Genomic DNA, 16,430 nt, shown 5'->3' on the forward strand with positions numbered 1-16,430 from the left:
GGCACAGGTGCTGTCGAACGCCCGGTCAGGGCGTTCGCGATGGAAGGTTAGGGCGAGTGAAGGTTCGGCAAGACGAGCGGCAGAGCCAGCCCGCACAGCGGTACACGACTGCCGGATCGTCGACGGACCGGGAGTACTGGCAGCGAGTGCTCTCCGAGGGCGGGTACACGCCTGTCCCGAGGTGGTCCGGCGAGCAGCGCGAACCGGGCATCGTCGAGGAACTCCGAACGCCCGTACCGGCCGTGGCCGCTCAGGCGCTGCAACGGCCGGCGGACGACCTCACCACCGCCCCGGACATCGTGCTTCTGGCAGTCTGCGCACGGGTGCTGACGGCCCTGACCTCCGACTCCGCCGTCGTGGTCGGTCGCCTGAGCGCCGACGGTTCCGCGGCGCAGCCGCTGCCCTGCCCGGTGCCGGTGGCCGACGGCCCGTGGCGGGCGCTGCTGAACACCGCGGCCCGGGCAGCCGCTGAGGTGACCGGCCGATCGGAAGCGGCGCTGGCGGAACTGCGCGCCGAGACCGGCCGCACCGAAGCCCTCTTCGACACGGTCGTGGTCGCGGGCCGCGCCCCGCGCGCGGGCGACCTGGCCCCCGAGACCGTTCTCGCTGTCGGGGTGGACACCTCGAGTGCGCAGCCGCACCTGGTCCTCGCGCACCGTCCCTACGCGCTCGACGCCGACCAGGCCGGGCGGATCTCCGGATATCTGCTGGCCGCTCTGGAGGAACTGGCCCGTCACCCCGACGCCGGCCACCACGAGTGGAGTCCGCTCTCGGCGGCGGAGACCCGGTTCCAGGTGGACGGGCTGGCCGGTCCGCACCGCGACCTGCCCGACCGCCGGGTCCACCAGCTCTTCGAGGAGCAGGTCCGCCTGCGTCCGCAGGACATCGCCGTCGAACAGGGCGCGAGCTCCTGGACCTACCGCGAGCTGAACGCCCGCGCCAACCGCATCGCCCACGCGCTGCGCTCCGACGGCCTGCGTGACGAGGACGTCGTCGCCGTCGTCAGCGAGCGCGACCTGGAGTGGCTCGCGGCCGTGCTCGGCGTCCTGAAGGCGGGCGGCGTCTACCTGCCGGTGGAGCCACACTTCCCCGCCGACCGGATCACCGGCATGCTCACCCGCAGCCAGTGCCGCCATGTACTTGTCGAACGCGATGCCTGTGCCGACTTGCCCGAGGCCCTGCGTGCCACCTCCGACGTCCGCGCGCATCACCTTGACGACGTCCTCGCCGCCGACCACCCCGACACCGACCCCGACTTGCCCGTCGCGGCCTCCCAGGCCGCCTACATCTACTTCACCTCCGGATCCACAGGCAGCCCCAAGGGCGCCGTGTGCGAGCACGCCGGCTTTCTCAACCACCTCCTCGCCAAGATCGAGGATCTCGGGGTCCGCGAGGGCGGCGTGGTGGCGCAGACCGCCCCGCAGTGCTTTGACATCTCGCTGTGGCAGCTGGTCGCCGCGCTCACCGTCGGCGGCCGCACCCGCATCATCGAGCAGAGCGCCGTCCTCGACGTGGGGCGCTTCGTCGAGACGCTGGAGAACGCCCGCGTCGAGGTCGTCCAGGTCGTCCCCTCCTATCTGGAGGTGGTGTTGACGGAACTGGAGCGCCACCCCCGCGAGTTGCCCCATCTGCGCTGCGTCTCTGCGACCGGCGAGGCCCTCAAGAAGGATCTGGTGGCGCGCTGGTTCGCCACCTTCCCCGAGGTTGCGCTGGTCAACGCCTACGGCCTCACCGAGACCTGTGACGACACCAACCACGAGGTCATGCGCACCGTGCCCGCGCCGGCGTCGGTGCCGCTGGGCCGGCCGATCGCCAACGTACGGATCTACGTGGTCGACGAACTGCTGCGGCTGGTGCCGCTCGGCTCTCCCGGCGAGATCGTCTTCTCCGGCATCTGCGTGGGCCGTGGCTATGTCAATGACGAGGAGCGCACCCGCGCCGCGTTCGTCCCCGACCCGCACCACCCCGGAGCCCGGATGTACCGCTCCGGCGACTTCGGCCGTTGGCTGCCGGACGGGCGGCTGGAGTTCCTGGGCCGCCGCGACACCCAGGTGAAGATCAACGGCTTCCGCATCGAGATCGGCGAGGTGGAGAACCAGCTGCTGCGGGTCTCCGGGGTGCGCGACAGCGCCGTCGTCATCGCGGGCGAGGGCGAGACCAAGCAACTGGTGGCCTTCTACTCCGCCGCCCGGGAACTTTCCGCGCAGACCGTCGGCAAGGAACTGGGTACCGCTCTGCCGGAGTACATGGTTCCCGCACGCATCCACTACCTCCCCGCCCTGCCGCTCACCGCCAACGGCAAGATCGACCGCAAGGCGCTGACCCGTATGGTCGGCGAACTCGGCACCAACGAGGGCGAGTTCCAGGCGCCCCGTACGGACCGCGAGCGCAGCCTCGCCAGGCTGTGGGCGAACGCCCTGAAGCTTCCTGCCGAAGGCATCGGCCGGAACACCCACTTCTTTGAAGCCGGTGGCACCTCGCTGGGCATGTTGCAGATGGCGGTGGCCCTGGACCGCACGGTGTCCCCCGCGGAGCTGATGAGCCGGCCGGTCCTCGCCGACCTCGCCGCCCTTCTGGACGAGCGAGCCGCCGGGGAGGGCGGAGCGGCCTGAGACCAGGCGCCCGTTCCTTTCCCCTCGCCCGGCCCCGGTGGCCGGCCCCCCACCTCAGGCGACCGTACGGCCCACCCTTTGTCCGTATGCCGCCAGACCTTCAAGAAAGGCAATCCGATGACGGCCACGACCGACGGCACCATGACCGCCGCGGCACCGCCCGGCGATTACGAACCGGTCCTCGAAGCAGGGCGCACTCCCATGCTGGAGGTCCCCGGCGCGGACTTCGACCTGCTGCCGGGCCAGGTGGTGCGCGACTTGGTGGCCCGGCACGGCGCGCTGCTCGTGCGCGGCCTCGGCCTGAGCGCTCCCCACGACCTGGCGCGGGCGGCGCGCTGGCTCGGTGTGACCCCGGTGGCCGAACGCGAGGGTTTCACCAGCCGCACCGAGCACGGCGAAGGCGTCTACTCCTCGTCCGTGTGGCCGGCCGACGAACCGATGTGCATGCACCACGAGTTGAGCTATGCCGCCGAGGTGCCCTCCGTCGCCCTCTTCGGCTGCCTGACCGCACCCGCCTCCGGTGGCGCCACCGCGGTCGCCGACGCCCGGACGCTGCTGAGTTCCCTGCCCGCCGACCTGGTCGAACGTTTCGCACACCAGGGCTGGCTGCTGGACCGCGACTACCGCGAGGTGGGCGTCACCTGGTCGGAAGCCTTCGGTACGCAGGACCGCGCCGAGGTGGCCGCGTACTGCGCCGAGCACGCCATCGAGCACGAGTGGCTCGCGGACGGCGCGCTGCGCACCCGCCAGCGGCGGGCCGCGGTGGTCGCCCACCCCGTCACCGGCGAGCGGTTGTGGTTCAACCAGATCGCGTTCCTCAACGGACTGACCCTGGAGCCCGCGGTCCGGGAGTACCTGACTTCCTTCTACGGTCCGGACGCGCTGCCCTTCAACACCCGTTTCGGGGACGGCGAGGCCATCAGCGAAGAAATCGTGGAGACGCTCAACGCCGCGTACACGGCCGCCACTTCGCGCCGCCCCTGGCAGGCCGGAGACCTGCTGGTCGTCGACAACCTGCGGACGGCGCACAGCCGCGAGGCATACCAGGGGGACCGCGAGATCGTGGCGCTCTTCGGCGACCCGGTGCGCCTCGCCGACCACGTGCGCACCGATGTGCCGGCCCGCCCCGCAGCAGCCTGACCCCGCCCCCGCACTTCCCTACGGAGCTCTTCATGTCCCAGCAGCACGCGGCGCCCTCCTTTGCGGTCATACCCGGAGCGCAGGTCAGCCAGGTTCTCGACGGCCGCGGCAAGGAGGTGGTGGACCTGATCGAGGCCGCCTACCGCCTCCACGGCGAGGGCGACACGGTCAACCCTCCCTCGTACTTCCTGCGCTTTCCCGACAAGCCCTCCTCCCGGATCATCGCGCTGCCCGCTTCCATCGGCGGCGAGGTCGGCACCGACGGAATCAAGTGGATCTCCAGCTTCCCGGAGAACGTGGACGCCGGCATCCCCCGGGCTTCCGCCGTCCTCATCCTCAACGACCACGAGACCGGTTACCCGTTCGCCTGCCTGGAGAGCTCCATCATCAGCGCGGTGCGCACCGCCGCCTCGGCTGCGCTGGCCGCCGACCGGCTCAGCGCCGGCCGCTGCCGCCCGCTCCGGGTCGGCTTCTTCGGCGTCGGGCTCATCGCCCGCTTCATCCACACCCTGTTGCGCGAAACCGGCTGGACCTTCGAAGCGACGGGCGTGCACGACCTGTCCTTGGAGCACGCGGTCGGCTTCACCGAGTACCTCGCCCAGTCCGGCGAAACCGGAAACGTCACCATCCACGAAACCCCCGAGGACCTGATCCGGTCCTCGGACCTGATCGTCTTCGCCACCATCGCCGGGGCCCCGCACGTCACCGACCCAGGCCTGTTCGCCCACAACCCTCTGGTGCTGCACGTCTCGCTGCGCGACCTGGCGCCCGAGGTCCTGCTGACGGGCACCAACATCGTCGACGACATCGAGCACTGCCTGAAGGCCAACACGTCCCTCCACCTGGCCGAACAGCAGGAGGGCAACCGGGACTTCGTGCACGGCACGCTCCACGACGTGCTGACCGGGGACCTGAGCCCGGCGGCTGACCGTCCGGTGTTCTTCTCGCCCTTCGGTCTTGGCGTCCTCGACCTCGCAGTCGGCAAGCACGTCTACGACGTCGTTCGCGACTCGGGACAGCTGAATGTGGTCGACGGCTTCTTCCACGAGATGCGCCGTTACGGGTGACGCCGCCCCCAAAAGAAACGCCGTTCAAGGCAGGGAGGTTCTGTGCCGATCATTTCGTCTCCCCAAGAGTTCAATGTGGAAGACCTGTACGTCGACCTCGACGCGGTGCTCGGCATTCCCGTGCACCTGAAGTGTGAAGGGTTCAACTTCACCGGCTCCGTCAAGCAGAAGGCCGCCGTCGCCATGGTGGAGGCCGCGGAAGAGGCAGGGGAGCTCACCTCCGGGTCGATCCTGGTGGAGTCCTCCTCCGGGAATCTGGGCGTCGCGCTGAGCATGATCGCGGCCAGCAAGGGATACGGCTTTGTCTGCGTCACCGACTCGCGGTGCAACCTCGCCTCCAAGCGTCTGATGGAGGCGTTCGGCGCCGTGGTGCACACCATCACCGAACCGGCGCGCGAGGGCGGGTTCCTGGCCGCACGCATCGCCCACGTCCGGGCGCTGTGTGCGGAGAACGAGCGGCACGTCTGGCTCAACCAGTACGTCAACCAGGCCAATTGGAAGGCGCACCACCGCCAGACCGCGCCCGCCGTCGCCCGGGCCCACCCCGGCCTTGACGTCCTGTTCGTCGGCGCGGGCACCACCGGAACGCTGATGGGCTGCGCCCGCTGGTTCAAGGAACACCGGCCCGGCGTACGGATCGTGGCCGTGGACAGCGTCGGCTCGGTCGCCTTCGGGCACCCCCCGGAACCCCGCATGATCCCGGGACTGGGCACTGGAGTGCGCCCGCAGCTGCTGGACGAATCCTTCATCGACGACGTGGTGATGGTGCCCGAGCCCGACACCATCCGCATGTGCCACCGGCTCGCCGCCCGCGGCTTCCTGTTCGGCGGCTCCACCGGAACGGTCGTCAGCGGCGCCGCCCGGTGGCTGGCCGAACATACGGGCGGCGAGCGGATCGAGGCCGTGGCACTCGCCCCCGACCTGGGCGAGCGCTACCTCGACACCGTCTACCACGCCAACTGGGCGCAGGGCATCTACGGCCCCGGCGTACTCGACGCCGCGCCCGTCCCGCAGACCTCGCTGTCGTAGCCGGACCACTCCGCGACAGCCACGCATCCAACGAATCAAGAGAGAGGCACACGACTCATGAGCACCAACCCGTTCGAGGACAACGACGCCCGCTACCTGGCCCTGGTCAACGACGAGGGCCAGTACTCCCTGTGGCCCGTCTTCGCCGAGGTGCCGGCCGGCTGGCGTCCGGCCCGCGAGGAGGGCGGCCGCGAGGAGATCCTCGCCTTCATCACCGAGCAGTGGACCGACATGCGCCCGCTGAGCCTCGTACGCGCCATGGAGAACGCCGGCTGACGGCGCGGCAACGCCGCCGGCCCCCGGGCGTGCAGCTGTCAGGGATCCCGTACACATACATGAACCACCAGAAGGTGAAGTCTTGATGACTGTGGTAATGGAGACCGGCGCACAGGCGGCGGTCGTGACACTGCCGGGCGACGACGCCGCGCGAACCGAGACGGTTGCCCGGCGGCTGACCAGGGCCGCCGGCGGCAAGGTGGACAGCCACGAGTGGGTTGACGCAGCCCGCAGGGAGCGGCACGAGCTGCCCTCCGGGCTGCGCACCCCCCTCGGTGAGTTCCGCAGGGACTCCGGGTCCAGCGGCGTCCTGCTGATCCGGGGCCTGCCCGTGGACGGCACGGCGCTGCCCGACACCCCCTCCACCGCCGACTCGGTGCAGCGGGAAGCCAGCGTGTCCGCGGCGGTCCTGACGATGATCGCCTGCAGCCTCGGAGACCCTGTCGCGTTCCGCCCGGAGAAGACCGGCGCGCTGGTCCAGGACGTGGTTCCGGTCCGGGGCAAGGAGGAGTTCCAGGGCAACGCCGGCTCCGTCCTGCTGACCTTCCACAACGAGAACGCCTTCCACCCGCACCGTCCCGACTACGTGATGCTGCTGTGCCTGCGGGCCGACCACGACAAGGTCGCCGGGCTGCGCACCGCGAGCATCCGCGCGGCGCTGCCGCTGCTGAGCGAGGAGACCCAGGAGGTCCTGCGCAGCCCGGAGTTCCGTACCGACCCGCCGCCTTCCTTCGGTGGCTCGGGCGGCGGGGACACCGAGGCGCGGCCCATCCTGACCGGTGCGCCCGAGGACCCCGACCTGCGCGTCGACTTCGCCGCCACCCAGCCGCTCACCGGCCGGGCGATCCGGGCGATGGCCGAGCTCCAGGACGCCTTCGACAAGACCTCTCTGAGCACCGTGCTCAGCCCCGGCGACCTGGCGATCGTCGACAACCGCATCACCACGCACGGCCGTTCGGCCTTCGTCCCGCGCTACGACGGCAAGGACCGCTGGCTGCAACGCACCTTCGTCCTCAACGACCTGCGCCGCTCCCGCCGCCTGCGGATGCAGGATGGCTATGTCCTCGACTGAGCAGCCGAACAGCACCACTGCGGAAAGCACGAGGACCTCATGACTCCTGCCATCCTCATCGAGGGCCTGGCCAAGAGCTACGGCGGCAACCCGGTGGTCAAGGACGTGAGTCTTGAGGTGCCGACGGGGCACGTGCTCGGACTGCTCGGCCCCAACGGCGCGGGCAAGACCACCACGGTCAAAATGGTCTCCACCCTGATCAGACCGGACAGCGGGCGGGCCCTGGTGTGCGGCTACGACGTGGTGCGCCAGGCCGGCGAGGTCCGCGCGCTGATCGGGCTCACCGGCCAGTACGCCTCCGTCGACGAGGACATCTCCGGGTGGGAGAACCTCTACGTCATAGCCCGGCTGTTCAACTTTCCTCGCCGCAAGGCCAGGGCGCGGGCGGACGAGATGCTGGAACGCTTCCAACTCACCGACGTCGGCGCCCGGCCCGTCGGCCGCTACTCCGGCGGCATGCGCCGCCGCCTGGACCTGGCCGCCAGCCTGATCGGCAGCCCCAGTGTGCTGTGCCTCGACGAGCCGACCACGGGACTCGACCCGCACAGCCGCAACGCCATGTGGGCCGAGGTCCGGCGGCTGGCCGACCTGGGCACCACGGTGCTGCTCACGACCCAGTACATGGAGGAGGCCGAGGCGCTGGCCGACTCCCTGGTCGTCATCGACCGCGGGCAGGTCATCGCCCGGGGAAAGACGGCGGAGTTGCGCGCGCGCCTGGGCGGCCAGGTGCTGCGCATCCGGCCCGAGAGGCCGGTGGACTCGGCTGAGCTGCGTCGGGTCCTGGAAGGCCGGGGATACACCGTCGCCCTGGCAGACGAGGAGACCGGGCACATCCAGCTGCCGCTGTCGGGCGACGGGGCCCAACTGACCGACGTGGTAAGGGCAGTGGGACAGAGCGACATTCCGCTCGCCGGGCTGGACGTACGCATTCCCAGCCTGGACGAGGTGTTCCTGACGCTGACCGGGGCCGGCGGGGCCTCGCAGGCGCATTCCGAAGTGCTGCCCGCGAGGAGTGCAGTGTGAGTTCACAAACCATGGCGGGGGCCGCGGGGCGGATCTCCCCGGGGCGGGGGGTGCGCCCCCTGGTTCGCCACTCGCTGGCGCTCACCCGGCGCAACCTGCGCAAAGCGATGGCCAGCCCGGGCCAGATCATCGACGCCACGCTGATGCCGGTGACGCTGTCGCTGGTCTTCATCTACACCTTCGGCGGAGCGGTCTCCGGGGACAGCGCGGAGTACCGGCAGTACCTGATGCCCGGCATCATGGCGCTGACCATCACCACCACCTGCCGCACCTCGGGCATCGCCCTGAACATGGACTTCACCAGCGGGGTGATGGACCGCTACCGGTCCATGCCGGTGGCCCGCTCGGCGGTGCTCATCGGTCGGATCCTGGCCGACACATGCCGGATCCTGGCCGGCCTGCTGGTGGTCCTGGCTTTCGGGTTCCTGATCGGTTTCCGGGTGCATACCTCCGTCGCCGCCACCGCGGCCGCGATCGGCATCCTGCTGCTGTACGGGGCCGCGCTCTGTCTGATGCAGGCGTTCATCGGCCTGGCCGCGCGAGGGATGGAAACCGTGCAGAGCGTCAGCACTCTGGCGATGGTGCCGCTTCAGTTCGGCAGTTCCATCTTCGTGCCGCCGGACACCATGCCGTCCTGGCTGCGGCTTGTCGTCGAGAACAACCCGATGACCGCGGTGGTGGATGCCTCTCGGTCGCTGATGATCGGAGGGCCGGTCGCCCACTCGGCGTCGATGGCGGTGCTGTGGAGCTTCGCGTTCATCGCGGTGTTCGCGCCGCTGAGCGTGTGGAAGTACCGTACGCGCGGCTAGAAACGGCACATGGGGGCAGCCGGCGGTCGCAGTGTGAGGGGTGGGGTAAACCGAACCCCTGACCTCCGTGCAGGCACGATCGATCGAGGCCCCGCAGGTGGGATCCTTGAGGGCATGGACTTCACGCCGCAGCCCGTCACCCGCAATGTCCGCCCCGTCGGCCCGGTGGGGGTGATCCTGCGCGAGCCCTTCCGTGCGGAGACCTGGCTCCGGCTGGCCTACCTCCTCCTCGCGCTCCCCGTCGGCCTCCTCTCCGTCCCGCTCGCCCTGGTCGGTGGGCCGGCGGGCCGCATTCAGCGCGGGCTGGCTCGACGGCTGCTGGGCGTGCAGGTCGACGAGCCGGAGCGCACCGGGCCGCTGGCGTTCGTGCACGCGGTGATCAGTACCCCGCTGAACTTCGTCGCTGCCGTGTTCTCCGGGTTCTTCCTGTTCGCCGTGGCGATCAACATCGGTTATCCGCTGCGGCCGGAGAACGACACCTCGGATTCCTGGGGCGGCCCCACGATGGCCGGGGCCTGGGCGGTGCATGCCGCGGGCGGCGTGCTCTTCCTCCTCGTCGCGCCCTGGGTCATGAAGGGTTTCGCCGTGCTCCAGACCAGGCTGGTCAGGGGCTTCCTCGGCGCGGACCGCACCGGCTTCCTGCGGACGACCCGGCTGCCCCTGACGGTCGCCGCGGTATGCGGCCTGCTGGCGGTCCTGCTGGCGCTCCCGATGATCCACCAAGCCTAGGGGGCCCGGACCCCTGCGGACCCCGTGCGCCAACCTCGAAGGACGGCGCTGCAAACACAAGTGGGAGCACCAACAGACCGGGTAGGCCATCCAAAAGTCTGTGGAACAGCCGTAGTTGATCGCTGTGAGCAAGGTCGGTCCCCTCGACACCTTCCCCGGGGCTCTCGACACGTGGTCCAGCTCGAACTCCTCCGCGCCTGGACGCTCTCGTGATCCGGCACGCCTGAAATAACCTTCCGGGCTTTCATCCCCTTATTGAGTCTCTATTTGCAACCGCCTAAAGTAATAGGGAATTGGTCGAGGCGGTCGGTAACGAAACGATATGCAGGACGGATATTTTTCATCGGAGATGGGAATGTGCGGCCGCGCGGAACCGGCGGTCGACGTTTCGAAATAACCGAGGGGAACCGATGCCGTCCAGCAGTCTCGACCGTGCCATGTTCGGAATGTTCTCGACGCATGCTCTGCATTTGGCCGACAAGCACGGCGTCTTCACTCAGCTGATGGCCGGGGGACCGGCCACCCCAGCGGCCGTCGCCGCCGCTCGCCGGATCGACGAGGAGACCCTGGAGCGGCTGCTGGTGGTCCTGGCGTCGGTGTCGGTCCTCGAACGCGGTACCGACGGCACGTACCGCGTCGCGGACGGGCTGAGCCCGTTCTTCGACACGGAGAGCCCCCGCTACATCGGCGGATTCGTACGGCACCTGGTGACCAATACGACCGGTCGGCTGGAGCAGCTCGACGACTACCTGACGCGCGGCAAGGCGGTCGTGGACGCGGACCTCCCGGCGCCCTTCGACGTGATCTACCACGACGAGGAAGCCACCCGGGAATTCCTCGAAGCCATGTGGAACCTGAGCTTCGGGGTGTCCGAGGAACTGGCCGGGCTCGCCGGGCTCGACGGCGTCCGGGATCTCGTGGACGTGGGCGGCGCCAGCGGTGCGTTCGCGGTGGCGGCCCTGGCCCGATACCCGGAGCTGAACGTCACGGTCTTCGACCTCCCGGCGGTCGGCCCCTTCCTGGAGAACACCCGGCGCGAGCAGGGACTGCACGACCGCCTCGGGTTCGCCCCCGGTGACTTCTTCCGGGACCCGCTGCCGGCGGCGGAGTGCCTCTCCTTCGGCTACATCCTCTCCGACTGGGACGACAAGACCTGCGTCGATCTGCTGCGCAAGGCGTACGACGCGTGCACGAGCGGCGGCCGCGTCCTGTTGATGGAGCGTCTCTTCGACGAGGACGGCGGCCCGCTGGCGACGGCGGCGATGAACCTGTCGATGCACGTGGAAACTCAGGGACGGCACCGCACGGCGGCTGAGTACCAGGGCCTCCTGCGGGAAGCCGGCTTCGGTGAGTGCACGACACACCGTTCCACCTGGGACAAGCACCTCATAGTGGGGAGGAAGGCATGACCGGGGCCCTGGCGCTGGCCGCTGAACGGCTTCTGACGCCCCACCAGCGCGAGATCGCACAGCTCCAGCGAACGCGCGGCCGGGCCTGCCTGGAACCCGCGGAGGCGGATGCCCTCGCGACGCTGCACGACACCCTGCCCCCGAACCCGAGCGGTGTCGACGAGGTCACCGGGCTGCTCACCCGCCCGGTCAGCCGCGAGCTGGAGATACCGGAGTACTACCGCTACTCCTGTATGCACTCCTACGGCTGGTTCCTCGACCTCTTTCCCGACGACCCGGTCGCCGGGGCGCTGCTGGCTCTGCACACCACTCTGACCGACCTGGTCGAGGTGGAGCGCGCGGCATGGGAGGCGGGCATCCAGCCGGAGTGCGGCGACGAGCGGATCAAATGCCTGGACGAGGCGATCGCGGTCGTCTGCGGCACAGTGGTCAACCAGGTCCTGCGGGTACGCGTCGGGGATCTGGTCGACCAGGCGGCCGTCGACCCGGTGCTGGCCCGTCGCACCGTGCTGCTCGCCGAGAGCACCAGGTTCCCGCGCTCCGACCGGCACGAGGAGTACGTCTTCCTGCGCGCGGTCCAGTGCAGCGAGACGCTCTTCTTCCTTGTGCGGCGGCTCGCGGTGGAAACGGCTGCCACCAAGGACGAGTTCCCCGCACGGGCGGCTGCCCGGCTGGGACTCGCCGGTGTGTGCGCCGGTCTGCTCAACGACGTCTTCCGCGTTCTGCGCACGCTCACCCCGGAAGGCTTCATGACCTTCCGCGACTTCACCGGTGCGGCCAGCGCGGTCCAGTCGCTGAACTATCACGCCATGGAGATATCGATCTACGGGTACGACCCGCGCAAGGCCGAGGTGTTCGGGGCCGTGGGCCATCTCGGGGTGCTCAACAGCACGGAAGTGCGCTCCCACCAACCGTTGAAGGCTGCCCTCGCGGGCACTGCCGACCAGCGCCTGGAGGAGGGCTGGAACGAGCTCGACAGGGCGCTGTCCAAGTGGCGCGGCGGGCACTACCGGTTCGCGAGGACCTATCTGCCCTCGGACACGCCTGCCTCCGGCGGCACCGACGGAGCTGCCTATGTGAAGCGGTTCGTCAAGAAGGACGCGTGCGTGGCCGGCGCCGATCCGTTCGGCGGGCTGCCGCTCCTCTCCGGTTTCCTCTACCGCTGAGGAGCCCGGCTCACCCACCTCGCTGTGCGTGAGCCGGACCGGGAGGCGCCGGCCATGCGAGGGCGGTCGTCGACGAGGTACAGCGGCTGACCTTTGTGCCGCTGGACCCCGCGTACCCGCGCGAGGGCTTGAGTTGATGGCGGCCGACTCCGGGGCCGCCATGTCGTTACCAGGCCCGGCATCGCGCACCACCTGCCGGCTGGTGCGCCTCCGGTTCGACGGGTGTGCCCAAGGGTGTCGCTGTCGAACACCGGGGGCTGCTCGGCGTGTTCCACGGTTGTCATCGCACCCGGGCACTCCGTCGCCGGCCCCGCACGGATCCTTGACCTGCTGGAGGCCGAGCGGGTCTCGCCCGGGTGCTGCTCGCGCATCCGGCGCCCGCCCCCCCCTCCACCCGCGCCGCTCGCGGCCCCGGACCCGGCGTCCCTGCCGGCCCGTCGCAGCGTGCCTGGCCTGGATCCACCGCTCTGGCCTGATCCGACGCCATGTTCCACCCTGCGGTGACCGGCCTCGTGGCCTGGCGCCCCACCGGCGCGATCGCGGACACCGCCCCCGGTCGGTGCCACCGGGCAGATCACCGGCGGCGCGCCTCTGAATGGGCGCCGCTTGCCGTGCGGGGGTGCAGATCGGCCAAAGTTCCACGCGCGACGACAGTTGTCCTTGCGCACATCCCGACGGGCCACCGGCGATATCTCCATCGCGGTCAAACCTCGCTCAACTCGCGCTACGTAGGCCGAAGCGCGGGCCGACAACGCACCCACGCCGCTGTGACCAGCATCGACGCCACCGTTCGACAATCGGGCAACGCTGGGCGGTCTCGTTCCTGACAACTCGTCCGGACTGCGAAAATCGTCCCTCGTCGAAGGCGAGGCGTCCCGATGCGTGTGGCACCGCCCCGCGAGGAGCTTCAAGGAACCGTAAAAGCGTATCGGATTGAGCCAGAAGCGCCGCGCTACGGTCCGTCGGTTCATGATCACGGTGCGTGAAGAGGGGAGATCCAAGTCCGCAGGTTCCCGCGCGGCCGGAGAGCGCTTGCCCCCATTTCCCTGTTTGGGCGTATGGAGGGGGCATGGTTTTGGCCATCTGGGCCGATCTTGATGGGCGCTTTTGATCTACAGTGAATCGCCGTATGTTTCGGTGTTGTTCGGCGACGGGGGAAAGTCGTGGAGGGCGAGCGTGCGAACTCGGACAAAGTTGCATATACGTTGCTTGGGCCGCTTTCGGCCAGAGTTGGTGATGAGCCTGTAGCCATTGGTGGGCCCCGGCAGCGCATCATTATTGCTGCGTTGGTCCTTGCCTGGGGACGGGTCGTCTCTGTCGACGCGTTGATCGACGCGGTCTGGGGATATGACCCACCCGCCTCTGCGCGTACCCAAGTGGCCATTTGCATAGGAGCTTTGCGCAAAACATTCAAAACCGCCGGTCGGCAGGCCCCGACAATTGTGACCGCGCACCCCGGCTACCGCCTGCTCACCGAGAACAGCTCGGTCGACGTCCGCGAGTTCGAGAAGCTGGTGGTCGAGGGGGGCGACAGTGCCCGCAGGAACTGCCTGGAAGAGGCCAGTCGGTCCTACAAACGCGCCCTGGACCTGTGGGGCGGACGCCCGTTGACCGGTGTCGGTGGACAGCTCGCCGAGGACGCGGCGACGCGGCTGGAGGCAAAGCGGCTGGCGGCGTACGAAGTGTGGACCGGTATCGAACTCGAACTGGGCCGTCACCAAGAACTCATCCCGGTGCTGTCCGCCGCGGTGAACGACTATCCCCAACACGAGCGCTTCCGCCACAACTTGATGCTGGCTCAGGTCAGGTCCGGATGGCGTGTCGAGGCGGCAGAGGGCTTCCGCGCCTGGCGCCACGAGCTCGTGGAGGAGCTGGGACTGGAGCCGAGCCTGTCGATCCAGCAGCTGCACCATGCGATCCTGCGGGACGAGCCGGGACCGGACCGTCCCGAGGAAGCCGGACACCCGGTGGTGGCGCCTCCCGTCCGGACCGTACCGGCAGAGATTCCGCCGGACGTGCCTGCCTTCGTCGGTCGGGAGTCGGAGCTGCGGCAACTGGATGCTCTGCTGGTCAACGACCACATCGGGGCGGCGCCGCGCACTGGCTTCGTCACCGGCATGGCCGGCGTCGGCAAGACCAGCCTCGTGGTGCACTGGGCACATCGCGTCGCCGACCACTTCCCCGACGGCCAGCTTTACGTGGACGCTTCCACGCACGACCAGGACCAGGGCCCGGCCACTGTCCATTCGCTGCTCGGGCGCCTGTTGCGGGCCCTGGGCGTTCCCAGCGAGCGGATCCCCGAGGACCCCGGGGAGCGGACCGCGCTCCACCGGAGCCTGCTCACCGAACGCCGGATCCTGATCCTGCTGGACAATGTCACCTCCCTGGACCAGGCCCAGTTGCTGCTGACGGGCAACGGCCGAAGCTGCGTCGTGGTGATCGGAAGGGAACAGCAGGAGCACATGGCGGCGGTCCACGGCATGGCCCACATCGCCCTGGGCCTCATGCCTGCGGGGGAGGCGTCCGCGCTGGTCCGCCGGATCGCGGCCAAGGGGCGCAGCACGGCGGATCTCAGGGCCGTCGACGCCCTGTGCGCCCTGTGTGAAGGGCTGCCGCTGGCGCTCCGGATCGCCGCCACCCGCCTGGCCGTCAAGCCGCACTGGTCCGTTCGCCGCTTGGTCGATCTCCTGGCGGAGGAGCCGCGGCGGCTGGACGAGCTCACCGCGGGCGGCCTGGAGGTGCGATCCGCCTTCGACGCCAGTTACCGGGCCATGCCCGCGAACCTCGCGCGCATGTTCCGGAGACTGTCCCTGTTGGACGTCCCGGACTTCTCCGCCAGGGTCGGCGGCGCACTGCTTGAGGTGTCAACCGGCGAGGCCGAGAGGCTCATCGAGCAGTTGGTCGACCTGAACCTGCTCACCGTGGTCGGCGTCGACGCCGCGGGCGCCGTCCGCTACCGCTTCCACAGTTTGCTGAAGCTGTACGCGGGAGAGCGGGTGCTCGCGGAGGAGGAGACGGGCGAGCGGCGGGCGGCTCGCGAGCGGGCCTGGCGCGGCTGGCTCAGCGTCGCCGACGAGACGCACCGTCAGGAATACGGCGGCGACTTCGCCGGGGCGCGCGGCAACATCCCGCGCGGCTCCGCCGAACCGGGCCCCGACGGCGCCGTGCTGCAGGCCAGACGGGCCGGCTCCGACACCGAGCGTTCCGCGGTCGGCGCCGTGGTCCGCCAGCTCAGCGGTCTTGGGGCGGATGAGCTCGCCTGGGAGCTGGAGATGTCCACCGCGGTGCTTTTCGAGACGCGCGATGTCTATGACGACTGGCAAGCGGTCACCGAGAGCTCGCTGATGGCCATGCGGCGAGCCGGGAGCCTCGGCGGCGAGTCGGCCATGACCTTCGAGCTGCTCTCGGTGGAGATGCGCCGGCTTCGCTGCGACCGCGTCAAGGACCTGCTCGGGGCCACGTTCCGGATCTGCGACAACATCGGCGAGTCGTATGGCCAGGCACTGACCCAGCCCGCGGTGGCCGCGCTCAACCGCATCGGGAGGGAACTCGTCGCCGCGATGGGCCGTGCCGAACGGGCGCGTGCGGTCTTCCAGAAGGTGGGGGACAGCTATCGCCGACTGGTCGAACAGGTCCAGGGCAAGGGCACCGTCCGTGGCGAGGCGTACGCCTTGCTCGGCATGGGGGAGACCTGCATCGCCGTCGGACTGGCCGAGAACGCTTCCCCCTGGCTGCTCCAGTCCCTGGCAACCGCGGAACAGACCGGCGACCTCGCCCTGTTCGCCGGCAACAATCTCCTGCTGGGCAGGTGCTGCCGCATGCTGGACCGGGCGCTCGGAGCCGGCCACTACCTCACCGTGGCCCGTCGGGCCTTCCAGCAGATTGGGATGACCTGGGGCGAGAAGGAGGTGGCCAAGGAGCTGGCGCTGCTGACCCCGGGAGCGGCACGGGCGGCCAGCGCCTGAACGACTGCCCGCACGAGGTGCCACCGCGACGGCCCGGCACATGCCGGGCCGGTCGAGCGGCGCGGAGCGGGGAACCGTCGGAGGCATTGCCCCATGGGCGGGCGACGCGTACGAGCCGTGGATGCCGATGGCG

General features: G+C 69.7%; 12 protein-coding genes. All 12 read left to right on the plus strand.

Annotation, left to right across the window (positions count from 1 at the left end):
* The first annotated feature begins 56 nt into the window (after positions 1-56).
* The 12 genes from ABR738_RS30400 to ABR738_RS30455 all read left to right on the plus strand — a co-directional run bounded on the left by ABR738_RS30400 (position 57) and on the right by ABR738_RS30455 (position 16,297).
* Positions 57-2,612, plus strand: a complete 2,556-nt coding sequence (locus ABR738_RS30400; RefSeq protein WP_350233136.1) for an amino acid adenylation domain-containing protein — start codon at positions 57-59, stop codon at positions 2,610-2,612.
* A 117-nt stretch (positions 2,613-2,729) separates the two neighbouring features.
* Positions 2,730-3,752 carry a TauD/TfdA family dioxygenase gene (locus ABR738_RS30405; RefSeq protein WP_350233137.1) on the plus strand — a complete coding sequence of 341 codons (1,023 nt, stop codon included), beginning with the start codon at positions 2,730-2,732 and terminating at the stop codon, positions 3,750-3,752.
* Between the two features lie 32 nt (positions 3,753-3,784).
* Positions 3,785-4,819, plus strand: coding sequence for a 2,3-diaminopropionate biosynthesis protein SbnB (gene sbnB, locus ABR738_RS30410; protein WP_350233138.1), 1,035 nt, complete (start codon positions 3,785-3,787; stop codon positions 4,817-4,819).
* A 42-nt stretch (positions 4,820-4,861) separates the two neighbouring features.
* Positions 4,862-5,848 (plus strand): 2,3-diaminopropionate biosynthesis protein SbnA, encoded by a 987-nt coding sequence (gene sbnA / locus ABR738_RS30415; protein WP_350233139.1) that lies wholly within the window; start codon positions 4,862-4,864, stop codon positions 5,846-5,848.
* A gap of 57 nt (positions 5,849-5,905) precedes the next feature.
* Positions 5,906-6,124 (plus strand): MbtH family protein, encoded by a 219-nt coding sequence (locus ABR738_RS30420; protein WP_350233140.1) that lies wholly within the window; start codon positions 5,906-5,908, stop codon positions 6,122-6,124.
* An 85-nt stretch (positions 6,125-6,209) separates the two neighbouring features.
* The gene (locus ABR738_RS30425) at positions 6,210-7,196 is read left to right on the plus strand and encodes a TauD/TfdA family dioxygenase (RefSeq protein WP_350233141.1); all 987 of its coding nucleotides are present in this window, start codon (positions 6,210-6,212) and stop codon (positions 7,194-7,196) included.
* A 39-nt stretch (positions 7,197-7,235) separates the two neighbouring features.
* The gene (locus tag ABR738_RS30430; RefSeq protein WP_350233142.1) at positions 7,236-8,219 is read left to right on the plus strand and encodes an ATP-binding cassette domain-containing protein; all 984 of its coding nucleotides are present in this window, start codon (positions 7,236-7,238) and stop codon (positions 8,217-8,219) included.
* Entirely contained in the window at positions 8,216-9,028 is an 813-nt protein-coding gene (locus ABR738_RS30435; RefSeq protein WP_350233143.1) for an ABC transporter permease, read from the plus strand. Before ABR738_RS30430 ends, ABR738_RS30435 begins: the two co-directional genes overlap by 4 nt.
* A gap of 114 nt (positions 9,029-9,142) precedes the next feature.
* The gene (locus ABR738_RS30440) at positions 9,143-9,757 is read left to right on the plus strand and encodes a sensor domain-containing protein (RefSeq protein ID WP_350233144.1); all 615 of its coding nucleotides are present in this window, start codon (positions 9,143-9,145) and stop codon (positions 9,755-9,757) included.
* Between the two features lie 410 nt (positions 9,758-10,167).
* The gene (locus ABR738_RS30445; RefSeq protein ID WP_350233145.1) at positions 10,168-11,166 is read left to right on the plus strand and encodes a methyltransferase; all 999 of its coding nucleotides are present in this window, start codon (positions 10,168-10,170) and stop codon (positions 11,164-11,166) included.
* Positions 11,163-12,332 carry a tryptophan 2,3-dioxygenase gene (locus tag ABR738_RS30450; RefSeq protein WP_350233146.1) on the plus strand — a complete coding sequence of 390 codons (1,170 nt, stop codon included), beginning with the start codon at positions 11,163-11,165 and terminating at the stop codon, positions 12,330-12,332. Before ABR738_RS30445 ends, ABR738_RS30450 begins: the two co-directional genes overlap by 4 nt.
* Positions 12,333-13,495: 1,163 nt before the next feature.
* The gene (locus tag ABR738_RS30455) at positions 13,496-16,297 is read left to right on the plus strand and encodes an AfsR/SARP family transcriptional regulator (RefSeq protein WP_350233147.1); all 2,802 of its coding nucleotides are present in this window, start codon (positions 13,496-13,498) and stop codon (positions 16,295-16,297) included.
* The last annotated feature ends 133 nt before the right edge of the window (positions 16,298-16,430 follow it).

This window comes from Streptomyces sp. Edi4, assembly GCF_040253615.1.
Lineage (GTDB): Bacteria > Actinomycetota > Actinomycetes > Streptomycetales > Streptomycetaceae > Streptomyces.

Bases quoted from the DNA above. Each gene is read 5' to 3' on its own strand.
- ABR738_RS30405 (WP_350233137.1), top strand. From the start codon at position 2,730: ATGACGGCCACGACCGACGGCACCATGACCGCCGCGGCACCGCCCGGC.
- sbnB (WP_350233138.1), top strand. From the start codon at position 3,785: ATGTCCCAGCAGCACGCGGCGCCCTCCTTTGCGGTCATACCCGGAGCG.
- ABR738_RS30420 (WP_350233140.1), top strand. From the start codon at position 5,906: ATGAGCACCAACCCGTTCGAGGACAACGACGCCCGCTACCTGGCCCTG.
- ABR738_RS30425 (WP_350233141.1), top strand. From the start codon at position 6,210: ATGACTGTGGTAATGGAGACCGGCGCACAGGCGGCGGTCGTGACACTG.
- ABR738_RS30430 (WP_350233142.1), top strand. From the start codon at position 7,236: ATGACTCCTGCCATCCTCATCGAGGGCCTGGCCAAGAGCTACGGCGGC.
- ABR738_RS30440 (WP_350233144.1), top strand. From the start codon at position 9,143: ATGGACTTCACGCCGCAGCCCGTCACCCGCAATGTCCGCCCCGTCGGC.
- ABR738_RS30445 (WP_350233145.1), top strand. From the start codon at position 10,168: ATGCCGTCCAGCAGTCTCGACCGTGCCATGTTCGGAATGTTCTCGACG.
- ABR738_RS30450 (WP_350233146.1), top strand. From the start codon at position 11,163: ATGACCGGGGCCCTGGCGCTGGCCGCTGAACGGCTTCTGACGCCCCAC.